Source organism: Sphingobacterium allocomposti (assembly GCF_008124885.1).
GTDB lineage: Bacteria > Bacteroidota > Bacteroidia > Sphingobacteriales > Sphingobacteriaceae > Sphingobacterium > Sphingobacterium allocomposti.
The window spans coordinates 38,681-57,195 of sequence record NZ_VNHX01000011.1 but is presented as its reverse complement, the minus strand read 5'-3'; the positions used below and the strand labels follow the sequence as shown (position 1 = coordinate 57,195).

General features: G+C 41.8%; 19 protein-coding genes. 10 read left to right on the top strand and 9 right to left on the bottom strand.

Translation table 11 applies throughout. The features are described from left to right. Nucleotides 1-70 precede the first annotated feature (70 nt). The 4 genes from BC792_RS09495 (at nucleotide 71) to BC792_RS09485 (ending at nucleotide 1,532) form a co-directional block, all read left to right on the top strand. Complete coding sequence (locus BC792_RS09495; protein ID WP_246154958.1) at nucleotides 71-535, top strand: helix-turn-helix domain-containing protein; 465 nt, start codon at nucleotides 71-73, stop codon at nucleotides 533-535. Next, nucleotides 525-857, top strand: coding sequence for a PIN domain-containing protein (locus BC792_RS18500; RefSeq protein ID WP_211357514.1), 333 nt, complete (start codon nucleotides 525-527; stop codon nucleotides 855-857). The genes BC792_RS09495 and BC792_RS18500 overlap by 11 nt, the downstream gene beginning before the upstream one ends. Beyond that, entirely contained in the window at nucleotides 841-1,086 is a 246-nt protein-coding gene (locus tag BC792_RS18495) for a VapC50 family PIN domain-containing toxin (RefSeq protein ID WP_211357513.1), read from the top strand. Before BC792_RS18500 ends, BC792_RS18495 begins: the two co-directional genes overlap by 17 nt. Before the next feature lie 227 nt (nucleotides 1,087-1,313). Continuing rightward, nucleotides 1,314-1,532 (top strand): helix-turn-helix domain-containing protein, encoded by a 219-nt coding sequence (locus tag BC792_RS09485; protein ID WP_148908768.1) that lies wholly within the window; start codon nucleotides 1,314-1,316, stop codon nucleotides 1,530-1,532. 248 nt (nucleotides 1,533-1,780) lie between these two features. Here the strand turns inward: BC792_RS09485 and BC792_RS18490 are convergent, their stop codons facing one another. Both BC792_RS18490 and BC792_RS18485 read right to left on the bottom strand, forming a co-directional pair. Then, nucleotides 1,781-2,410: a PDDEXK nuclease domain-containing protein gene (locus BC792_RS18490; protein ID WP_211357512.1), complete on the bottom strand. Its 630-nt coding sequence runs from the start codon at nucleotides 2,408-2,410 to the stop codon at nucleotides 1,781-1,783. Between the two features lie 22 nt (nucleotides 2,411-2,432). Next, the gene (locus tag BC792_RS18485) at nucleotides 2,433-2,960 is read right to left on the bottom strand and encodes a DUF1016 N-terminal domain-containing protein (protein ID WP_211357511.1); all 528 of its coding nucleotides are present in this window, start codon (nucleotides 2,958-2,960) and stop codon (nucleotides 2,433-2,435) included. Nucleotides 2,961-2,994: 34 nt separating this feature from the next. On the opposite strand from BC792_RS18485, the gene BC792_RS18335 reads away from it, so the two are divergent. From BC792_RS18335 to BC792_RS09470, 3 genes are all read left to right on the top strand, one after another. Beyond that, a complete protein-coding gene (locus BC792_RS18335) occupies nucleotides 2,995-3,132 on the top strand; it encodes a hypothetical protein (RefSeq protein ID WP_170250001.1) in 138 nt (45 codons plus the stop codon). Nucleotides 3,133-3,287: 155 nt separating this feature from the next. Further along, nucleotides 3,288-3,761 (top strand): serine hydrolase, encoded by a 474-nt coding sequence (locus BC792_RS09475; RefSeq protein WP_148908767.1) that lies wholly within the window; start codon nucleotides 3,288-3,290, stop codon nucleotides 3,759-3,761. Nucleotides 3,762-3,852: 91 nt separating this feature from the next. Further along, nucleotides 3,853-6,558 (top strand): S8 family peptidase, encoded by a 2,706-nt coding sequence (locus BC792_RS09470; protein WP_148908766.1) that lies wholly within the window; start codon nucleotides 3,853-3,855, stop codon nucleotides 6,556-6,558. Between the two features lie 16 nt (nucleotides 6,559-6,574). Here BC792_RS09470 and BC792_RS09465 read toward each other — a convergent pair whose 3' ends face one another. The 4 genes from BC792_RS09465 to BC792_RS09450 form a co-directional block, all read right to left on the bottom strand. Beyond that, nucleotides 6,575-7,600, bottom strand: a complete 1,026-nt coding sequence (locus BC792_RS09465; protein ID WP_148908765.1) for an AAA family ATPase — start codon at nucleotides 7,598-7,600, stop codon at nucleotides 6,575-6,577. Nucleotides 7,601-7,747: 147 nt separating this feature from the next. Further along, complete coding sequence (locus BC792_RS09460) at nucleotides 7,748-8,563, bottom strand: DUF2971 domain-containing protein (protein WP_148908764.1); 816 nt, start codon at nucleotides 8,561-8,563, stop codon at nucleotides 7,748-7,750. An 11-nt stretch (nucleotides 8,564-8,574) separates the two neighbouring features. Then, a complete protein-coding gene (locus BC792_RS09455; protein ID WP_211357510.1) occupies nucleotides 8,575-9,261 on the bottom strand; it encodes a hypothetical protein in 687 nt (228 codons plus the stop codon). Between the two features lie 5 nt (nucleotides 9,262-9,266). Further along, nucleotides 9,267-9,860, bottom strand: a complete 594-nt coding sequence (locus tag BC792_RS09450; protein WP_148908762.1) for a hypothetical protein — start codon at nucleotides 9,858-9,860, stop codon at nucleotides 9,267-9,269. Nucleotides 9,861-10,687: 827 nt separating this feature from the next. Between BC792_RS09450 and BC792_RS09445 the strand changes: the two genes are divergently transcribed. The 3 genes from BC792_RS09445 to BC792_RS09435 are packed head-to-tail and all read left to right on the top strand — an operon-like array spanning nucleotide 10,688 to nucleotide 16,385. Next, entirely contained in the window at nucleotides 10,688-13,717 is a 3,030-nt protein-coding gene (locus tag BC792_RS09445; protein ID WP_170250007.1) for a SusC/RagA family TonB-linked outer membrane protein, read from the top strand. A 3-nt stretch (nucleotides 13,718-13,720) separates the two neighbouring features. Continuing rightward, nucleotides 13,721-15,094, top strand: a complete 1,374-nt coding sequence (locus BC792_RS09440) for a RagB/SusD family nutrient uptake outer membrane protein (RefSeq protein ID WP_148908760.1) — start codon at nucleotides 13,721-13,723, stop codon at nucleotides 15,092-15,094. Next, nucleotides 15,084-16,385 carry a TlpA family protein disulfide reductase gene (locus BC792_RS09435; protein ID WP_170250006.1) on the top strand — a complete coding sequence of 434 codons (1,302 nt, stop codon included), beginning with the start codon at nucleotides 15,084-15,086 and terminating at the stop codon, nucleotides 16,383-16,385. The genes BC792_RS09440 and BC792_RS09435 overlap by 11 nt, the downstream gene beginning before the upstream one ends. A gap of 36 nt (nucleotides 16,386-16,421) precedes the next feature. Here the strand turns inward: BC792_RS09435 and BC792_RS09430 are convergent, their stop codons facing one another. The 3 genes from BC792_RS09430 to BC792_RS09420 all read right to left on the bottom strand — a co-directional run bounded on the left by BC792_RS09430 (nucleotide 16,422) and on the right by BC792_RS09420 (nucleotide 18,509). After that, nucleotides 16,422-16,775, bottom strand: a complete 354-nt coding sequence (locus BC792_RS09430; protein WP_148908758.1) for a hypothetical protein — start codon at nucleotides 16,773-16,775, stop codon at nucleotides 16,422-16,424. A 286-nt stretch (nucleotides 16,776-17,061) separates the two neighbouring features. Beyond that, nucleotides 17,062-17,976 (bottom strand): helix-turn-helix domain-containing protein, encoded by a 915-nt coding sequence (locus tag BC792_RS09425; protein ID WP_148908757.1) that lies wholly within the window; start codon nucleotides 17,974-17,976, stop codon nucleotides 17,062-17,064. A gap of 14 nt (nucleotides 17,977-17,990) precedes the next feature. Next, nucleotides 17,991-18,509, bottom strand: coding sequence for a cyclic nucleotide-binding domain-containing protein (locus BC792_RS09420; protein WP_148908756.1), 519 nt, complete (start codon nucleotides 18,507-18,509; stop codon nucleotides 17,991-17,993). Between the last annotated feature and the right edge of the window lie 6 nt (nucleotides 18,510-18,515).

Genomic DNA, 18,515 nt, shown 5'->3' with positions numbered 1-18,515 from the left:
TCTATCCCCTTTATCTTTTTTTTCGTTTATTTCGAATATTTCGTTTATTTTTGTGATGTAATCAGAAAGGATGGCAGATATGGAAACCATAGATAGAATTAACAGGCCTTCAAAAGCAGAGCAGAAAGTTGCAATGGAATCATACGATTCGTTGGCAACTGTAATTGAGCGCTTAAACACAGAAAAGGCTGAAATTGAGATAGAAGAAACCAAGGACAAAATAGTCGTGCCTTTACGGGCGCTTAAGTTATTCAGCAGTATTCTGAAAGCTATGTCAGAGGGGAAGCCGATCTCGATTGTACCACTCGCTACGGAGGTAACGACGCAAAAAGCTGCTGAGATGCTTGGTTGTTCCCGTCCTCATCTGGTTAAACTACTTGAGGAAGGGAAGATTCAATATACAAAAGTAGGAAAGCATCGCAGAATAGTTTTCGAAGACGTAGTTGAATACAAAAAGCAGATGAAAGCTGAGCAGAAAAACCACTTAATCGATATGATGAATCTTGACGAAGATCTTGGCCTCTATGATTCATAGTGTACGATTTACGGCTGTACTGGATACGAATGTAATCTATCCGGTAGTTATACGCGATCTTTTGCTTTGGTTTGCGCATTATGATCTGTATACTCCGAAATGGAGCGCCAATATATTCGACGAATGGAAAGCGGTGATGGTGCGGAAAGGTATTTCAAAAGAGGAAGCGGAAATGAGAGCCTCGGCTCCGAATAAAGCTTTTCCCGATGCGTTCGTGTTAAACTATGAAGGGATTATTCCGAATCTAACGTTACCCGATTTGAATGATCGTCATGTATTAGCTGCTGCTATCAAGTCTAATGCGAATGTCATCGACGAATAATATCAAGGACTTTCCGAAGGACTATCTAAATTCTTTTGGCCTCGGTATAAAAATCGCGGATGATTTTTTGACGGATATTATAGATCTTAACCATGAGGTGTCTATAAAAGCGTTCCGTGAAATGGTGGTACATAAGAAAAATCCGAAAATGGATATGTATCAAGTTTTGGATCAGTTACGAAAATCCGGTCTAACTGACACGGCCAACTATCTACATTCTTTATTGTAGGGAGTAGCTGAGATACATCGCATGCAATGTATCTAGGCTATTCGCATTATGGTAATGGTGGGGAAGGTTGAGATAGGGGTGAAGGTGGAGACGCAAGATCTTGCGTCTCTGACGGCATCATGGTGTTTATATGTGTTTACATATAATCTTGATTATTTATCTTGTTTTATATGTTTTTGCATATAATTTTTTAAATTTGTGTAATTTCGTTGCAAAAACATATAATCATGAGGAAATTGGCAGATTTTGTAAAAGAAAAAAGGAAGCAGGCAAACCTGACCCAGGAGGCTTTCGCGGAGCGGGCAGGAGTAGCGCTCACGGTAGTCCGAAAAATAGAGCAGGGTAAGGAAAATCTCAACCTCGAAAAAGTAAACCAAGTACTCAAAATGTTTGGGCATATACTGGCGCCTGTGAGCGAAAAGGATATATCCGATATACACAGATAGAGCACATGAGAAAAGCAGCCGTATACTATCAAGACTCTTTAGCGGGAATCCTCACGGAAACCTAGAGCGAGTGTGCTAAACCCTGTTGATCGAAAATAACCAAGAGCCAAGTCAAACTGTATGCTATTTGATAAAGCATCAAACATAAAGCAACTGGGTTCATCATCTTCTCCTGAAGTATATAATAATTTGAAATCAGCGTCTTGAAGGATATACACAATTCTTATTTATAATTCTCTTTATAATAATTATTCCTCCATTCCATAAACCACCCCCTGTTCCCTTAGTACATTTTTCTCCCGTTCAATTTCTGCGATGAGTTCTTCTTCTGACGGTAATTCTAATAAATATTTGCTCACGAATAATTGCTGGTCACTGTCTGCAATGGCATACTCAACCAATGCCCTGTTTTGATTGGTTACCAGTAGTAATCCTACAGGAGGGTTATCATCCTCCTGCATGATTTCCTTTTTATAATAATTTACATAGGTCTTTAGCTGGCCGATATGCTCATGTTTCGCTTCGTCCACTTTCAGTTCAACAAGAACATGGCATTTCAATACCCGGTGGTAAAAGACAAGATCGATAAAGAAATATTCGTCGCCGATCAGGATACGTTTTTGTTTGGCTTCGAAACAGAATCCGTTACCCATTTCGAGTAAAAAATCTTCTAGACGATCTAAAAGAGCCTTTTCAAGGTCATTTTCATAAACCACATCTTTCGCTTTGAATCCCAAGAACTCAAAAGAGAAAGGAGACTTGATCATATCTTCGACCGTCAAACGTTCCGCTCTCTGATTGACAATTTTTGACAGTTGATCCGGTTTTTTACTTATTCCGCTTCGTTCATAGTATAGTGTATTGATCTGTCTTTTCAACTCTTTGACACTCCACGCGTTGTTAATGGCTTCTATCTCCAGAAAAGTTCTTTTTGGTAAGATTGGTGATCGAAGCCAATTCCTGCAGGTGTGAGTACGATAGATTAGCAAGTAGTTTTTCAGCTGGTACCAATAGATGTTTCAATTCATCAGATGGCGTCTGATGAATTGAAACATATTGTTTTTCAGTGTTTTCGAATTGGTCAGATGCGGTCTGACCAATTCGGATGACCTGTATGCTGTTGTTTTCTAATACTTCTTTAACAGCTGAGAAGAAATGCGGATATGCCGTGTAAAACTGTCTACAAAGCCTCAGATTCGTAACAGACAAGCCCCTTATCTTAACAGATTCAGAAAGCTCAGGCAACAACCGTTCGCCATATTTCGCCCGATCTTCACCTTTTTGTTCGAATTCAACGATATATAAGCCGATCAACCAGTTGCGCACGGTGAGCGCTTGGTTCACCGTTTTCACGGCAGACGAAAATCGCACGACGTGATTGATAAAGACGTTATTGATAAAATAGAAATGTATTGGCACGAATTTCATGATACACATCCAGCCTATCAACATGTGGCAGAGAATGAATGAAATATATGACCATTTTCATATGCAGATGCTCAGTGCTGACGGAAAAGCAATCGATTTTTATAGAAAAGTTGGTTTTGAACGAGCTGGCGAAACAGTGCCGATGTGGGTTTATAGTGGCAAAGAGCATTGATAAATTCAACTTGGTGCGATATGTTGTAGTATTAGGAAGTTGCGGAATGTAAGGTTTATCTAAAAGATGTTCAATAGTGCGTCGCCAGATAGAAGAGAAACGATTAGAGCCGACGAACGTTTTGTTTACCGGACGTTTAGTTTAAGTTTAGTTGCATGATACGACAAATTTGGTTTATTATAATAACATGGTCTATTCCATGTCATGCACAGGAAGCAGATACCTCATTGTTTAAGGGATTAAAAGAAAAAATAGTCGACAACACATACTCGAAGGTTGATGCCGTTATAGTTGAACATAATGGTGATATCATTTTGGAAGAATATTTTAATGGATTTAACAAAGACAGCGTTCACGATATTCGCTCATCCTTTAAGTCTGTCACAAGCCTTTTGGCAGGAATTGCTGTCGACCAAAAGTTGATTGCTCTCGATGACTGCTTGGGGCATTTTTTTCTAGAACTTAAAGACGAAAACAAACGGAACATCAGTGTTCTGAATTTACTAGAAATGCGATCAGGATTGAACTGCGAGGAATTTTATGGTCTTGGTCCAGATTTGCAATATCTCAATTCAAAAAAAGATTGGATAATGGCAAATAGGACGGGACAAGATACAGGGCCCTTATAGGCCGACGATAGTGTCAGCACATATCCAATATCATTTGTGCATATTTTCAATAAATTTGTATATTCGCTATAACGACCAATTTGTTAGACATATGAACCATAAATTACCCCATCTTTACTTACGAAACCCGTCAGGCTCAATTCACAAATTCAATAAATCTAGAGCTATTACGGATACTAAACTTGACGACAAAGATCCAGAAGCATACAGGGTTCATAAGCAAAAGCTTCATGCTTCATTTGTTCAGTTGAAACAAGATAGAGAAACTAGACTACAGCAGAAGACACTCGTGCCAGAAAATCTTGCAATCGTCGAGATCAGGTTCTTAATCCCTTTTAGCGATGGTGCAACCTTTAAAACACGCACCCGTTTCTTGAACGAATTTGGGTTAAGTCCCGTTATGCAAAAAGATTTCAATAGGACAGTTCTATTTGCAATCGTCGATGACGTCAAATTCAAAACGTTCGATAGATTACTTAATCAATATATAGAGAGCGATAATCGTACTCCACCCCAAGGAAGTCGATATGCGATAATGACCACTTTGTATGATGTTAAATATAACACCGCTGATGATATCCGTAATAATTGTACGGATGATCTCGTGTTCGAGTTCATTAATAACAATGCCTATGTCGATGCTATCTATGAAACACAGCGTAAAGTTTTAGACGAATATTTGGATACGCTAGCTGTATTCGGCGACATCGACTCTTTCACAATAGATCCCTATGATAAGATGGTGCAGATCAAGGGAGCGAGTAGGGAGGTTGTGATAGAAATTGCTAAAAACTTTGATATTCTTGCTCAAGCACATTCTTTACGTGCCGCGACTGTTAAACCGGATAAGTTTAATACCGCTCAGTTAACATGGGGTCTAAACATCAGAAGAAATGGCAATCCAGCCACTGTTATAGGTATTCTGGATAATGGAATTCGGCCGATCGATCCTATTCGGGAGGTTGTGTTGGACGGACTGGATATTACAACTACTGGTAATGCATTATCCGCAGCTCATCAGCATGGCACCGTCGTAGCAAGTTTGGCTGCTGTGGGTGAACGCTACTTTACAGGCGAAAATGAATTAATAGCAGATGCGCAAGTATATTCAATCAAAATATTGGAAAATATGGATGGTTATATCGATGTGATTAAAGTAGTTGACGCTATCCGAAATGTCCATCGTACGCGGGGCATCCGTCTGTTCAACTTATCAGTCTGTACGCAGAGTAAAGCGTATAACGAATCTCCGTCATTATTCGCCTACTTGCTAGATAAGCTCGCCTATGAGGAAGATATATTGATATTTATTGCGGCGGGTAATATGCATTACGATGATCTGGTTGCCATGCAAGAAGAAGTTCATGACTTACACATTTATCCCAATCATTTTTATAACCCTAGTATATCGTCTGATATACACTCCTGTGAATTTACCAATATTTGTACGCCTGCCGAAAGCATGAACCACATTACAGTGGGAGCACTGGCAGACAACTACCGCCCGGAAACAGCAACTGACCTCAGTCACGACAAAGACCTGCCGGCCTACTATTCACGTAAAAATCACTATGATTTTAAGCAGAAGATCAACGGAGGAAAATTAAGTCCCAATCACGGTAACAAAAATCTTTTTAAACCTGATCTCGTTATGCCAGGAGGTGATCTGTTAAATGATGACGGCGCCATGCAAGTTCTTGGATTTGGAGATACCGGTACGGATTATTACACGTTCGATGCAGGGACGAGCTTGGCAACGCCGTTAGCTTTAAACTTAGCCGCGCAGCTTATCAACCTATATCCAAACATTTCCCTGCAATCTGTCAAAGCTTTAATGATTAATAGCGCGGACAGCTTTTCGCACACGTATTTAGAGGATGGCGTCGACAAACGGAAAGACATGTTAGCTAAAAGGGTATACCGTCGCTCTTTCGAAGACTTGAACAAAGGAGAAAAAACGAATATTACCAAACAGGTACTATCGGCAGAAGATATACACCGTAACATTGCAGGGCATGGGAAGCCAGACCGAGAGAAATTACTTTATTCCTCAGAGGGCGAAGTTTCGTTATTGATAGAAGACGTCATTCCTACTGATCACCATAAAGTAGTTTTGGTAAATATTCCAGAATATCTGTTAGGTAGTGCCAATTCCAAATGTCTGAATATCCAGACGACCTTGTGTTTCAAGATCAACCCAGCATGGGGCAATCATGTTGACTACAATCCCTTACATATATCATTCAATTTTGCCAATAGCGTAATCAAAGATTCTCCAGATGATCTCGCCGCTATTATAGCTGATCGAGATCATGATTTCTATAAAGATTCTTGGACAGACGAAATCAGAACGCTCCAGCGAAAAAAGGACATTGAAGGACTTTCCTTGTCCGAAAAAGCGAAATTAGCCTCTTTGAAGTTAAAAGTAAAAAACCAAGTGCTTGGCGTGAAAACAACGGTAGACTCCTGGTCCGAAGATTTCTTTCCATTGGTTAATAAGCCACTTTCCAATAGGCAACAAATGAGCATCATCTTAGCAAAAAAGGATATCCAAAAAATAGGCAATCAACTCGTTATTGCACTACGTTGCGCTGTGAAGGAAAATTTAGATCATGATCTACAAGCTTGGATACAAAGAACACCAGAACATGCTTTTTCTTTAGCTATTCGTGTAACTGACGAGTCAAAGATCAAAGACAGGCCAAAACTTTACGAGGAATTGCAAGCGGTTAATACACTGGAGGTGGTTAATAATAATATAACCGATCTCGACCAAGATCTCGAAGCCGACGCATAATGAAAGAAGCCTTGGCTTATTCAATCGCCAGGGCTTCTTTTTCCTGTATCAACAGATCTTGCCATATCTGTGTATTGATCTTGGGCTTCAGCGCCCGCGTGTCTTTCATCGCAAAGAGGCTGCGCTTGACAGCGTTGATCAGTGTCTTCTGTATACTGTAGTAGGACAGGCCCTGCGCATGCTGAATCAGCTTCTTTATAGATACTTTGCGGTCAAACGCAAATTTTCCCTCTTTCAGTACCAACTGGATCAATTCCTGTATCTGTTGCTGGTCGGGTAGTTCCAAAGAGATGGCTAAGTCAAATCGACGTAGCAATGCTTCGTCCAACATATCCTTTTGGTTAGTTGCACAGATCACCATACTGCTTTGCGGCAGGTAGTCGAAGAGTTGCAGAATGGTATTTACCACCCGCTTCATCTCGCCGTGATCTTGGCTGTAGTCGCGTACCTTACCTAGTGAGTCAAACTCGTCGATAAAGATGATGCAGTCCTCCTGTGCTGCTTTGCGGAAAATCTTCGCAAGGTTCTTACTGGTCTCGCCCAATTTAGATGAAACGATAGCACCGAGGTTAACCACAATCATCATCTTTTGCAGCTCTCCTGCAATTACATATGATGCTAAGGTCTTGCCACATCCCGATGGACCGTAAAGCAAGAGCTTGTTAGATATCGGTAATTGATATTTAGATAGAAGATCGCTGTTGCGATGTTCTTCCAAAAAATTAACCAGTTGATCTTTTGCCGATGCGGTGCATACCAAATTGTTCAGACTGTAGTCGGAGGTAAGTTTCTCGAGTATCAGTTCGTCCGTTTCACGATCTTGCAAGCTTTGATAGTGTGATGGCGATCCCACCTTTTGCAAGGGATTGTGCTGTTGCCTGCGTAGACTATCTTTAAGCAGGGACTGCAGTTGCAAAGCGAAGTTGACTTTCTTGCTATTCTTGTTGTGCTCGATAAATTCGGTCAACGTAGACAATAGTCTCTCCTGGTCGTTTTCCAACCCGAACCGCGCAATGTCTTTTATATAATCTTGTTGTCCCATTTATCTATCTGCTGGCAGATTTGCTATTGCAAAGTTACGAATTGTATTTTTTGATAGCACAATTAAGTTTACTTAGTTAAATATAGTGAATTTTTGTTAAAGTGATGGCGGTTTCAGAATGTAGTGATAAGTCAGGATTTAATTATTTTACGCTAATTGTCGGGCTTCGAGTTCAAAAGAATCGTAATTAGGAACTATTTGATAAAACCTCACTTGTGCTTTTTGACTTTGTGATATATCGAATATCTTTTTTTTAGTGTCTTCTGTCGTCGCATAACCGAAATATACCTCTTTAATAACATCGGAAGGGATTTTAAAAAGCTCTCGCTTATTATGAGTATCAAATTTGAATCCTCTAGAAATAAGACGTACTTCCTGTTCGTATGCCCAGTCTTTATGCTTTGTCGTAAACCAATAATCAATAGCAACATCTCTTTCTAAGAAATACTTTTTGGGTTGTATTTTGTCAACGTAATTAACCTGCCAAAATGCTGATTCTCGATGATGTTCTACGATTAGGTTTCTTAATTGTAATGTATCATAACCAATACAAACACCACTGTGCCTGCTAGCGTAGTGTGCCCACATCAGCAGATTGTTAGATAACTTTGAGAAACATGTTATACCCCGTTCAGCATTTTCCATTTCGAACAAGCCTCGCATAAAACTTTTATAGTTTGGCCTGATTTTATCCTCATAATTTCTTTTTAAGCGCAACCGTTCCACATAGTTGTTCCCTGTATACTTCTTAGAAATATAAGTAAAGTATGCTCTAGTATCTTCTTCTGTTATGTCAAATAAATTTACATTACAATCAAAAGGATCATTAAATATGCTAGCATGGCTAAATTGAATCGTTCGTTCATTTAATGCCCGTATACTCGTTGCGGCATCATAGTATTTATATATGGTTTCATTGTTCAATACCGCTGAAACATGTTGCCAATTTCTCGATGTTTTCATTTGAAATTTACTTAATTTGAGGAATAAACAAACCGCCCATTCCTATCCTTCTCCTTATTCAGCTTAGGCAGCCCCTTAGTACCATTGCAGGCCTTAAGTGCAGTCGCTAAAAACAACGGTCGTACCACTCCGGTCAATTCCGCCTTGCAATCATTGAAAATCTGCAAAGCATTTTGCGCGACATCAAAGTAACCGGATTCAATCTTGTCCAGCACCCAATCCTGTACTCTTTCTTCCGATATGATATCAATAGATTCTTCGAATTCGAGAAGCAAATCTTTATCCTCCGTTCCGAAATAATCAATAAGGTCCCAATCTTGACCGTCGATCTGTTTCTCTGCTCGGTACAGGATATTGCCATTTTCATCAGTAGCTTCTGATATACGAATGGAAGAGGTAGGCGTGGCGATGATATTCGGAACAATAGCTTGCACATCACAGTTAAAAATCTGACGGAATATATTGGTAAAAGGCACTGCGTAAGTCAGTTTGTGCGCTGGGTTTTCGACGTCACGTACATAATAATCACGTTGCCCCATCAGAAAAGAAAGCTCAAACTGGCTGTATCGTTTTTGTTTTCTCAGGATAAGCAGGTTAAGCATTTTCTCGACCTCTATCTGTGGCATCGTGGTGATCTGTATTTCGTTAAACTCTAAACCGGTATGCATATTGGTCAACAAGACTTCTGTCGAACACAAATATACTAATCCTTTTTGGGCTTCTTCAAGAGGATGTAGGTATTTAAGCCATTATCATTTAGGATTACCTTCAAGCGTTTGTTTTTGCCTTTTACAGCTCGTTCTAATGATCGAGTGAAGTTGCTTGCTTCCCAATTTTGACTTTGCTCTTTGTTGGCTTTTTCGACGATTTCTTTTAATGTTCTAGCTTTTTTGAAAAAATCAGTTGCTTCGATTAATGCGTTTAAGGTGGGCGCAGGACCTGATCCAGAAGGGATGGGAGGAATTTCTTTTATAACTTTTTCGTCACTTAGAATTTCGGTCGGATAGAAGTCGTATATGTTATATTCGGTTTTGATGATTGTACTATCATTTTCTTTAATAAACTCCTTCTGCTTTTCCTTCGCCCTCTCGGTTAGGTAGAGAGCTATACTACTTAGAATCTCATCATTATATTTGGCATTGTGGGCATTACTTTCTATATGTCCAATATATTTGGGATTCTTCTCTAGAAATAATGATATTTCCTCGGCGGTAATGCCCAAATCAAGTCTTATTGCTCTAATTTTAATTATAATATAGAGTTCTATTGGCATTAAAAACCAATTATTTTTTTTCATTCTTAAATGACGGAATAAGCAATGTTTATGATTAGTGTCTTTAATAATTTGTTTTTTACATAAGAGATGCCTATCTTTGATTGAGATAGAAAGCAATAGTGTTTTCTAAAGAACTTAGGTGTTAAAATAAGAGTCTTGCGCCTGTAATTTCTCACGCCACAACGCAAGGCAGTAGTTTAAACACCCGTGTCTATACTTATTATGTTATATTTGCATATAAGATAGATGTGGGTGCTACTGTAAATCCGTGTTGTGTAAGGCGTGAGAAACTTTATATCAGGTACGGTTTGTAGCCCCACATGTATCCACAAGGCTACTCTCCATCAAGACTCGTTATATAAGTAACGAGTATGAACCAAAAGAAAAAACTCTACAAAAATCTAATCTCACCACCCGACTAGGTGGAGCATGCAGCCATTTTGGCTTCTATTAAGTGCGACAGTAAAACCGATCATAAAAACCAAATATGAAAACCCGTATCGTTCGCATCACTTCCGAAACAATTTTACTAACTGCGTGTGGCCTAAGCTAGGTTTAGCCACAAAGGAGATATAGCGAAGAAAGAAAAAAGCAAACCTCTGGGTCACACCCTTAAAACCTTTAAAACCGAGTGAAACGAGCTCTTTCATTCCGTTAAGGTTTAATTAAAACCATGTTAAAAAATGAACAATTTTTACAAGGGTGGGAGAGGACTGTCCTTTTTCAAGCATCTATTCCGCCTTTTCAAATCTAGAAATAATCGAAGCCGAACACTATACGGCATCGCTATACGATTATGCTTTCTAATGACTTTGAGCTTTTCAATACGATCATTTTCCCTGATGGTCTTGAAGAACATAAGAATCCTTTCTTTGGGATTCTTATGTTTCATGTTGTTTAGTCTACCTATGGCCTGGGCGCAGTCCGCGGAAACGCGGGCTGCCGAAAGGCAAAAGACAGTATTAACGGGCGAGGTTCTATGCCGAAAAAACGCTACACCTTTGGAGAGTGTCTCTATAAGTACGAAGTCGGGGGTATATATCGGCAGGACAGGTACTAAAGGACGTTTTGAATTTTCCGTTCCAAGCGGAGTAAACGTATTGCTATTTTCAAGGGTAGGATACAAGTCTTTGGAATATAACATCGATGAAAATGAGCAGAATCCCATTCAGATTACTTTAGATACACTGGAAAATATACTGGACGAAGCTGTAGTGATCGGATATGGTTCAACGACGCGTCGTTTGTCCACCGGATCGGTGACCAAGGTCAGCGCGAAAGAAATAGAGCGCCAACCGGTTTCCAATCCGATGCTTGCGCTGCAGGGGCTGGTTCCGGGTTTGGAAGTGTCGCCCAGTAGCGGTATCAGTGGCGCGTCGGTGAACCTTAAAATACGGGGAACGGGCTCGCTGGCGCAGGGTACCGAGCCACTGGTGGTGCTGAATGGTAATCCCATCGCCGTAAATGGGCAGGAAATATCGCAGTTGGTCAATCCAACCGGATCCAACGGAATAAGTCTTTTCAATGGTATTAACCCAGCCGACATTGAGAGTATCGAGGTGCTGAAAGATGCCGACGCGACTGCGATATACGGTAGCCGCGGTGCGAATGGTGTTATCCTGATCACGACGAAAAGAAACGCCGGTGGTGACTTAAAGGTAGAAATCTATGCGAATAATGGTATCAGCGTGCCTTCCAATCCGATGAAATTGCTCAATACAACAGAATACCTAATGATGCGAAGGGAAGCGTTGGCAAATAGTAACATGGAAATAAATGAAACGAATGCGCCAGATCTCGTTGGGGTTGATACGATGCGCTACACCGATTTTCGAAAACAATTAAGTGGTGCAACCAAGCGAAACCAGGACTGGAACATAGGTCTTAGTGGTGGGAGCGGGCTGACTACCTTTCGTATCAATAGCAATTTCCAACGGGAAAATTTTCAGGTATCCAACGATAGGGGCTCCAAGCGCTACGCGATATCGAGCAATATCCATCACTATTCCAAGGACAGGCGTTTTGATTTAGATCTTGGCGTTAATTTCTCGCAAAATGAATCCAATCTGACGGTCTACGATCCATCTGTTTACCTGACCATGCCGCCGCATATTGTCTTGCAGAATACAGATGGGGGAATGAACTGGATGATGGGGTCTGCGACGTTTAGGAGCCTTGGTCTAACGAATCCTTTGGGGCAGTTTGAGAATACGTACCAAGGAACGTTTAAGAACTTGATATCTAATCTATCTCTTGGTTATCGGGTAAGAGACGACTTGCGTTTGAAGATTTCTTCGGGATACACTTGGGGAAACAATACGGAGAATTCGTTCTATCCGTCTACCGGTATTGATCCTTCCACGGCTGTACTTCCTTCCGCGCAGTCTGCCGCAGGAAGTAATCATAGCTGGATTGTAGAACCGCAATTGTTGTATAATAAGAGGCTTGGCAAACATAATATAGACGGGCTGTTAGGCGCCTCTATACAGCAGAGCGAGGGGCGCAACACGACGTTGATAGGAACAAACTTTGTCGACGATCTTTTCCTCGGAGATATGACCAGTGCCGGTACGTTAAGACCTTCCTTTTCAGAAACGCAATATAAATATGCTGCACTCTTCACACGGCTGGGTTATCAGTATAATAAGAAATATCTCGTCAACCTGTCGGCAAGGAGGGACGGTTCCAGCCGTTTTGGTCCGGGTACGCGGTACGCTACTTTTTATTCGGCTGCTGCTGCATGGATATTTTCGGAAGAACCTATCTTCCGATCCTTGTTGCCAGGCATTAGCTACGGAAAAATTCGGGGAAGTGTCGGGCAGACGGGCAACGATCGCATCGGTAATTATATGTTCATGGACACGTGGTCAAGTTTAGGAGACGCTTATAATGGTATTGCCGGCGTGCAGCCTACACGCTTGTTTAATCCCGATTATTCCTGGGAAAAAAATAGGAAAGCAGAAGTGGCCTTGGAATTAGGTACATGGGAAGATCGGTTATTGTTCAGCCTGTCGCACTATCGTAACGAAAGCAGTAACCAATTAATTTCGTATGCACTGCCATTCCAGACAGGCTTTAGCACGATAAACCGAAATTGGGACGCCACGATCCGGAACCGGGGATGGGAAATAACGCTGGATGGCAGGCTGATCGAAAAGGAGAAGATTTCTTGGAATGTAAGGTTAAATCTTTCTGTGCATAAAAACAGGTTGACGGCATTTCCTGGCTTGGAGACTTCTTCGTATGCAAGGCGTTATGTAATCGGGGAACCACTTTCCGTTCGACGTGTTTATAAATATTTGGGTATTGACCGAGAGGAGGGGATTTACACGTTTGAAGATGTAAACGGTGATGGCGTGTGGAACGTGGATGATCAAACCGTTTTGGTAAATACCGATCCGCAATTTTTTGGAGGATTATCCAGTACGCTGAATTATAAGCGCTGGACGTTAGGCTTGGTATTTGATTTTCGCGTGCAACGGGGTCTTTCCTATATCGCGTCACTGACGAGCCCTCCAGGGTATAGCGTGATGAACCATCCTACGGCAGTGCTTGATCGCTGGAGAGTTCCGGGAGATGAGGCTACATTTCAACGCTTCGCGGCATCTTCAGCCGATCCAGCCTATGCCGCGGCACAGCGTTTCCTCAGTTCGGATGCAGTCATCGTAGATGCTTCCTATGTCAAATTGCGGAATTGTTACCTCAGCTATACCTGGCAACGGTCGGGCACGAATGTTTTTAGAATGGTAAATGTATTTCTAACAGCGCAGAATCTCCTGACATTTTCTGGTTACGAAGGTGGAGATCCTGAAATTCAGAATCCATTTATTACATCCCCGATGCGTGTAACCTCTCTCGGGCTAAAACTTAATTTTTAAAAGATGAAAAGATTCAATATTCATAAGTTGCTTTCGCGGGTGTTCCTATGCTGCTTACCTTTCTTTATTGCTTGCGATAAGCTGGTGGAGGTCAGTTCGGCAGGGAATCTCACCGTATCCGATGACCTATTTGCGACTGAAAATGGCTATAAGTCCGTGTTCGCAGGACTATACCAGAATTTTCGTGGTAATCTTGGGTTGACCAGCGGTGGACTATCGACCTACATGTCCTTAGCGTCAGACGATCTGTCGTCTACCTCGGCAAGCTCTTTTTACCAAACTTTTTTGCAAAACAGTGTACTGAGTTCCAACTCCGTGGTTTCGAATTTTTGGAACCAAGCTTATCGAGGTATATATCGTGCAAACCTTATCCTCGAGAAAATTGATGGTGCATCGTTCATCCCCGAAAGCAGAAGGAATGATTACAAAGGGCAGGCGTTGTTCATCCGTGCTTTCTATTATTTCTATCTCGTACAGTTGTTTAACGACGTGCCCCTCGCATTATCTTCGGATTTCCAGCAGACCGCGACGCTCGGAAGGGAGCAGTCTGCTGTCGTCTGGCAGCAAATAATACAGGATCTCGAACATGCCGAAAATTTGATCGCTGCGGACGAAACAACCGAACGTTCGGTCCCTAACAAATTTGCTGTATGGGCACTTTTAGCAAGGGTATATCTCATGCAGGGAGAACATGATAAAGTTATAGCTGTCTGTGATCAAATTGAAGCCGAAGGTGGATACGCATTGGTGGATGACCTAGACCAGGTATTTATCAAGACAAGCACTGAAACGATATGGCAGATTTCTGCTACAAATTCAAACACGGCTGAGGGCATGTCTTTTCTTCCAGCTTCGCTATCCGCGCGCCCGGTATTTATTCTCTCACCCCAACTGCTCCAATCATTTGAAGAGATGGACTTGCGGCGGGAACACTGGACCGCTACGCAAGAAGTAAGTGGTATCTCGTATGTATACCCTTATAAGTATAAAGTGAGGACAGGTGTGCCGCCTTTGGAATATAATGTTGTTTTTCGATTTGCCGAGGTATTGTTAATGAGGGCCGAGTCAAAGCTGGAAACGGGTGACATTGATGGTGCGTTGGTTGATCTTGGAGCGGTCCGGAAAAGAGCAGGATTGGGCGCTTTATCAGAATATACAATAGGGGAAATGCGCAAAGCGATACATCTCGAAAAAAGACTGGAATATTTCGCGGAGTGGGGACATCGCTGGTTTGACCTCAAACGGATAGGAGATATAGACGCTGTATTATCTGTTGTGAAGCCTACATGGAAAAGTACAGCACAGTGGCTGCCGATTCCGGCATCTCAAAGGCAAGTAAATGTTAATCTTACGCAAAATGAAGGATATGATGACTAAAACAGTATATATAGCTGGAGCACTGCTCATTCTTGCAAGTGGAGCTTTTGGGCAAACATTAAAAAAGGGGGATAGGTTTGAAAAGATGTCGTTTAAAAATGGTAACGGTGATGATCTGATAGAGATCGACCCAACAAAAAATAAGTTAACGATTATCGATTTTTGGAGCCATTCGTGCTCGGCCTGTATTAAGTCGTTCCCAAAAATCGAAGAATACAGAAACGCATATGAAGGAGATGTCGAGATTATTTTAGTAAACCCAGAATCAGCAGATTCTACGGAAAACCTATTTAAAATACGGACATGGATCGAGAAGCCAAAGGTAAAGATGATCAGTGGTGACAGAGTACTGCAAAATATGTTCAATGTAAACGGACGGCCTTTTATAGTATGGATCGATAGCACGGCAACCGTCCGTGCCATGACCGACGGGATACCGTTCAATAAAAAGAATATCTATCGTTTTCTAAGAAATGAAGACTTTGCCATGAACGAACATACGAAGGTAACTTATGTAACGTCATTTTTTGATAAACAATTTGAACATGACTTATTGGCATATAGCTATTTGGCTAAGCACCAGATAGGGATAAACAACGGAGCCAAAAAACATCGTTCTTTTTATGAGAGGGACATTACACTAAGTGGTGGTTATTCTGTTGTTATGCTTTTCCAACATGCATTTGAAGAAGGAGATAAATTTGATTTTGGAAAACCCTGGAGCATTGTTCTGAAATGTGAGGATTCATCAATTTACAAAGTACCAGAATCCAGAGAAGATTATGACTCTTGGCGTGAAGAACATGCGTACGATTATGATATGCGTGTACCATTGGGTAAAGAAAAAGAAAAATATAAGTTAATGAAGGACGACCTGCATCGGTATTTCCCTATCAAAGCGCATATCGATACGATACAGTTACCCGCTTACGTCCTTGTTAAAAATCAAAATCGGGATATGCTCAAAACAAAGGGAGGGACGCCTATAAATACATTTTTCGCTACCCCTAAGATGGCCAATGGCGAAATTATTTCACCAGAGAAACGGCAACTTGTCAACCAGCCTTATGAAAAATTTTCTTTTAGGATAAAAAGTCTGGTGGAGATCAAATTAAATAAGCCATTCATTGACCTCGTGCAGTACAAAGGAAACGTGGATGTAGAATTTGACGAATTGACTTTAGATTTTTTTACGATGGAAGGTCTGGTGGAGGAACTTGATCGGTATGGCTTGAGTATAGAAGAGCGTATTATGCCTATACCGGTTTTGGTTTTGGAAGAGCAACAATAAATAAAGGGGGACAGAAATTCCCCCCTTTATCCTAAATTAATTTCTGTTAATACTATAATCTGCATTTGGAGGTGTTCCTGCTGGATCACCAACGTTTTGAGGCGTGTCGTATCCACGTAGACATGGATTGGTAGTGGCGTCATTACAATCTGTGATCTGTTTTGAACCTCCAGGCATGGATTCCGACTTTGTTTGTGGAACAGACGCATCTAAATTTTGAAGAGGGCCGATGAAGCCATTTTCGTCCACCTCATGCCAAAATAATGCTGGCTCCGAAGGCTGTACTTCAACATGCTTATCAGTCTTCTCAATCGACGCCAATACCAAACCGATACCGGCAATGGCTACAGTTAATGCAGCTACGACACTTTTTAAATTTAATCTTTTCATTTTCGTAATTTTTAATTTTCAACTTTTAGTTAGTCCTATCGATGCTTTGCCCTTCTTAGTACGATGCACGGACATCGCGATCACGATAGTTTGAAATGTCTTTTGGCTGACCTGCCCGCCAAACCGGATAACCTGGACCCGGTTCTTTGATGGTTGTTTGTAAGACAAAGCTATGTTCAAATAAGGCTCTTGTGACTGACCGTTTTCGTAAAACATACGGACAGTTTTTTAAAAGCGAGCTTTTGCGGATAAAAAAAGAAGGAGAGGTGTTGAAGGCAGATCCAGTCTAATCTTTTGGGCTCTTTCCGGTAATGCGCTTGAAAAGCCGATAGAAGCTGCGTTCATGCGTAAAGCCCAGCTGATCGGCTACGCTGATCACGGTTTCACCCGAAAGCAACATCACTTTCGCCTTTTCGATAAGATAGCGCTTTTTGTATTGTGTAGGCGTCATACCGAACTGCTTTTTGAACAACAACGTCAAATTGGCTTCTCCGAGAGGCAATACATCTGTTAATGAGGAGAGATCATAGCGCATGCCACTTTCTTCCACCCCCAATTCGATTAAAGTTTTGACAGTCTTGACCATACCCTCGTTTTCAGTGACGGTTTCCAGTTCCCTATCGATTTTCCGCTTCGACAGCTTGATCAACTCCTTCAGATGGAAAATGATAGCGATCTGGCTGTCCACATCGGCCTTTTTTAGTTTCTTGCAAAGTGATCGGATGTAGATTTCCGTAACCGGGCCAGCCATGAAATCGTTGCTAACCAGCGGCGTGGACGATTTTTGCCGATGTGCTTCCAATAGAGGTTGAAGAAACTGAAAATCAGTATCGGCGCCAGCATCAAAAATACCCACATCAAAATAGCATACGAATAATTGATAGGTTCCGGGCCGCAGGTGAAGGTGGTAGTGCCCGCGAGGCAGATAGATGTATCGCGCTCTTCGTTTGTTCAAAGATGCAATCGGTATGTGTTGGTCATTAGTAAATTGGATACCGCCGCTAGCTTGCATCAAATAGATGATGTACAGATCGGGTTGTTTTACCTTGATGGGAAGGTTTACTATGTCATCCGATACAAGATCGAATTGCTGTAGGTAACCCAGGCGTCCTTTGAAGTCTTGCTCGATACAACTCTTCCTGTTGTTTTTGCTGTAAACGATTTCTCCTTCGCGGAAGGGCAAGGATGGAAATAAACCCACAGATTGCGCATTCGTTAATGGGTTTCCAAATAGCTTTTTGGCTTGTATGAAGAAGCTTTTCCGCACAAAAATAAAGTGTTATTGGAAAAATAAAGGATTTTCAAACCTCCTCCTTTCCTGATTTCGAGGGTGCCTATTGCGGGCTCGGCGAGTTTTAGCTCCAGCACGGCCTTGTACGGCAGCCGGAGGACGGTCCCAGATCGAAGTGCAACGATATTTCCGTTGCTCGCCGTGTGGCTATACAGGTGCGCTGTGGTAGACAGGCCTGCGTTCGGAAGTGCAATGCGTAGAATTCTCCGCCGCTCGCGGCCCAGCTGCTGTTGGGTAGTTGTCTTCGCCAGTACGCCTTCGAGAACAAAGAACAGGTTTCGTTGTAGCTCGCCCTGATAGCATAGCACGTCACCCCGCCGCACACGGATGATTTCCGCGCGTCGATGGATCCACTGGACGTGGAAACTGTCGAGTGTGCAGTACCTGGACCAGAAGGCTATTAGGCGCTTCAGGCCGGCGCTGTTCCGCTGTTTAGGTGCCATGGTTGG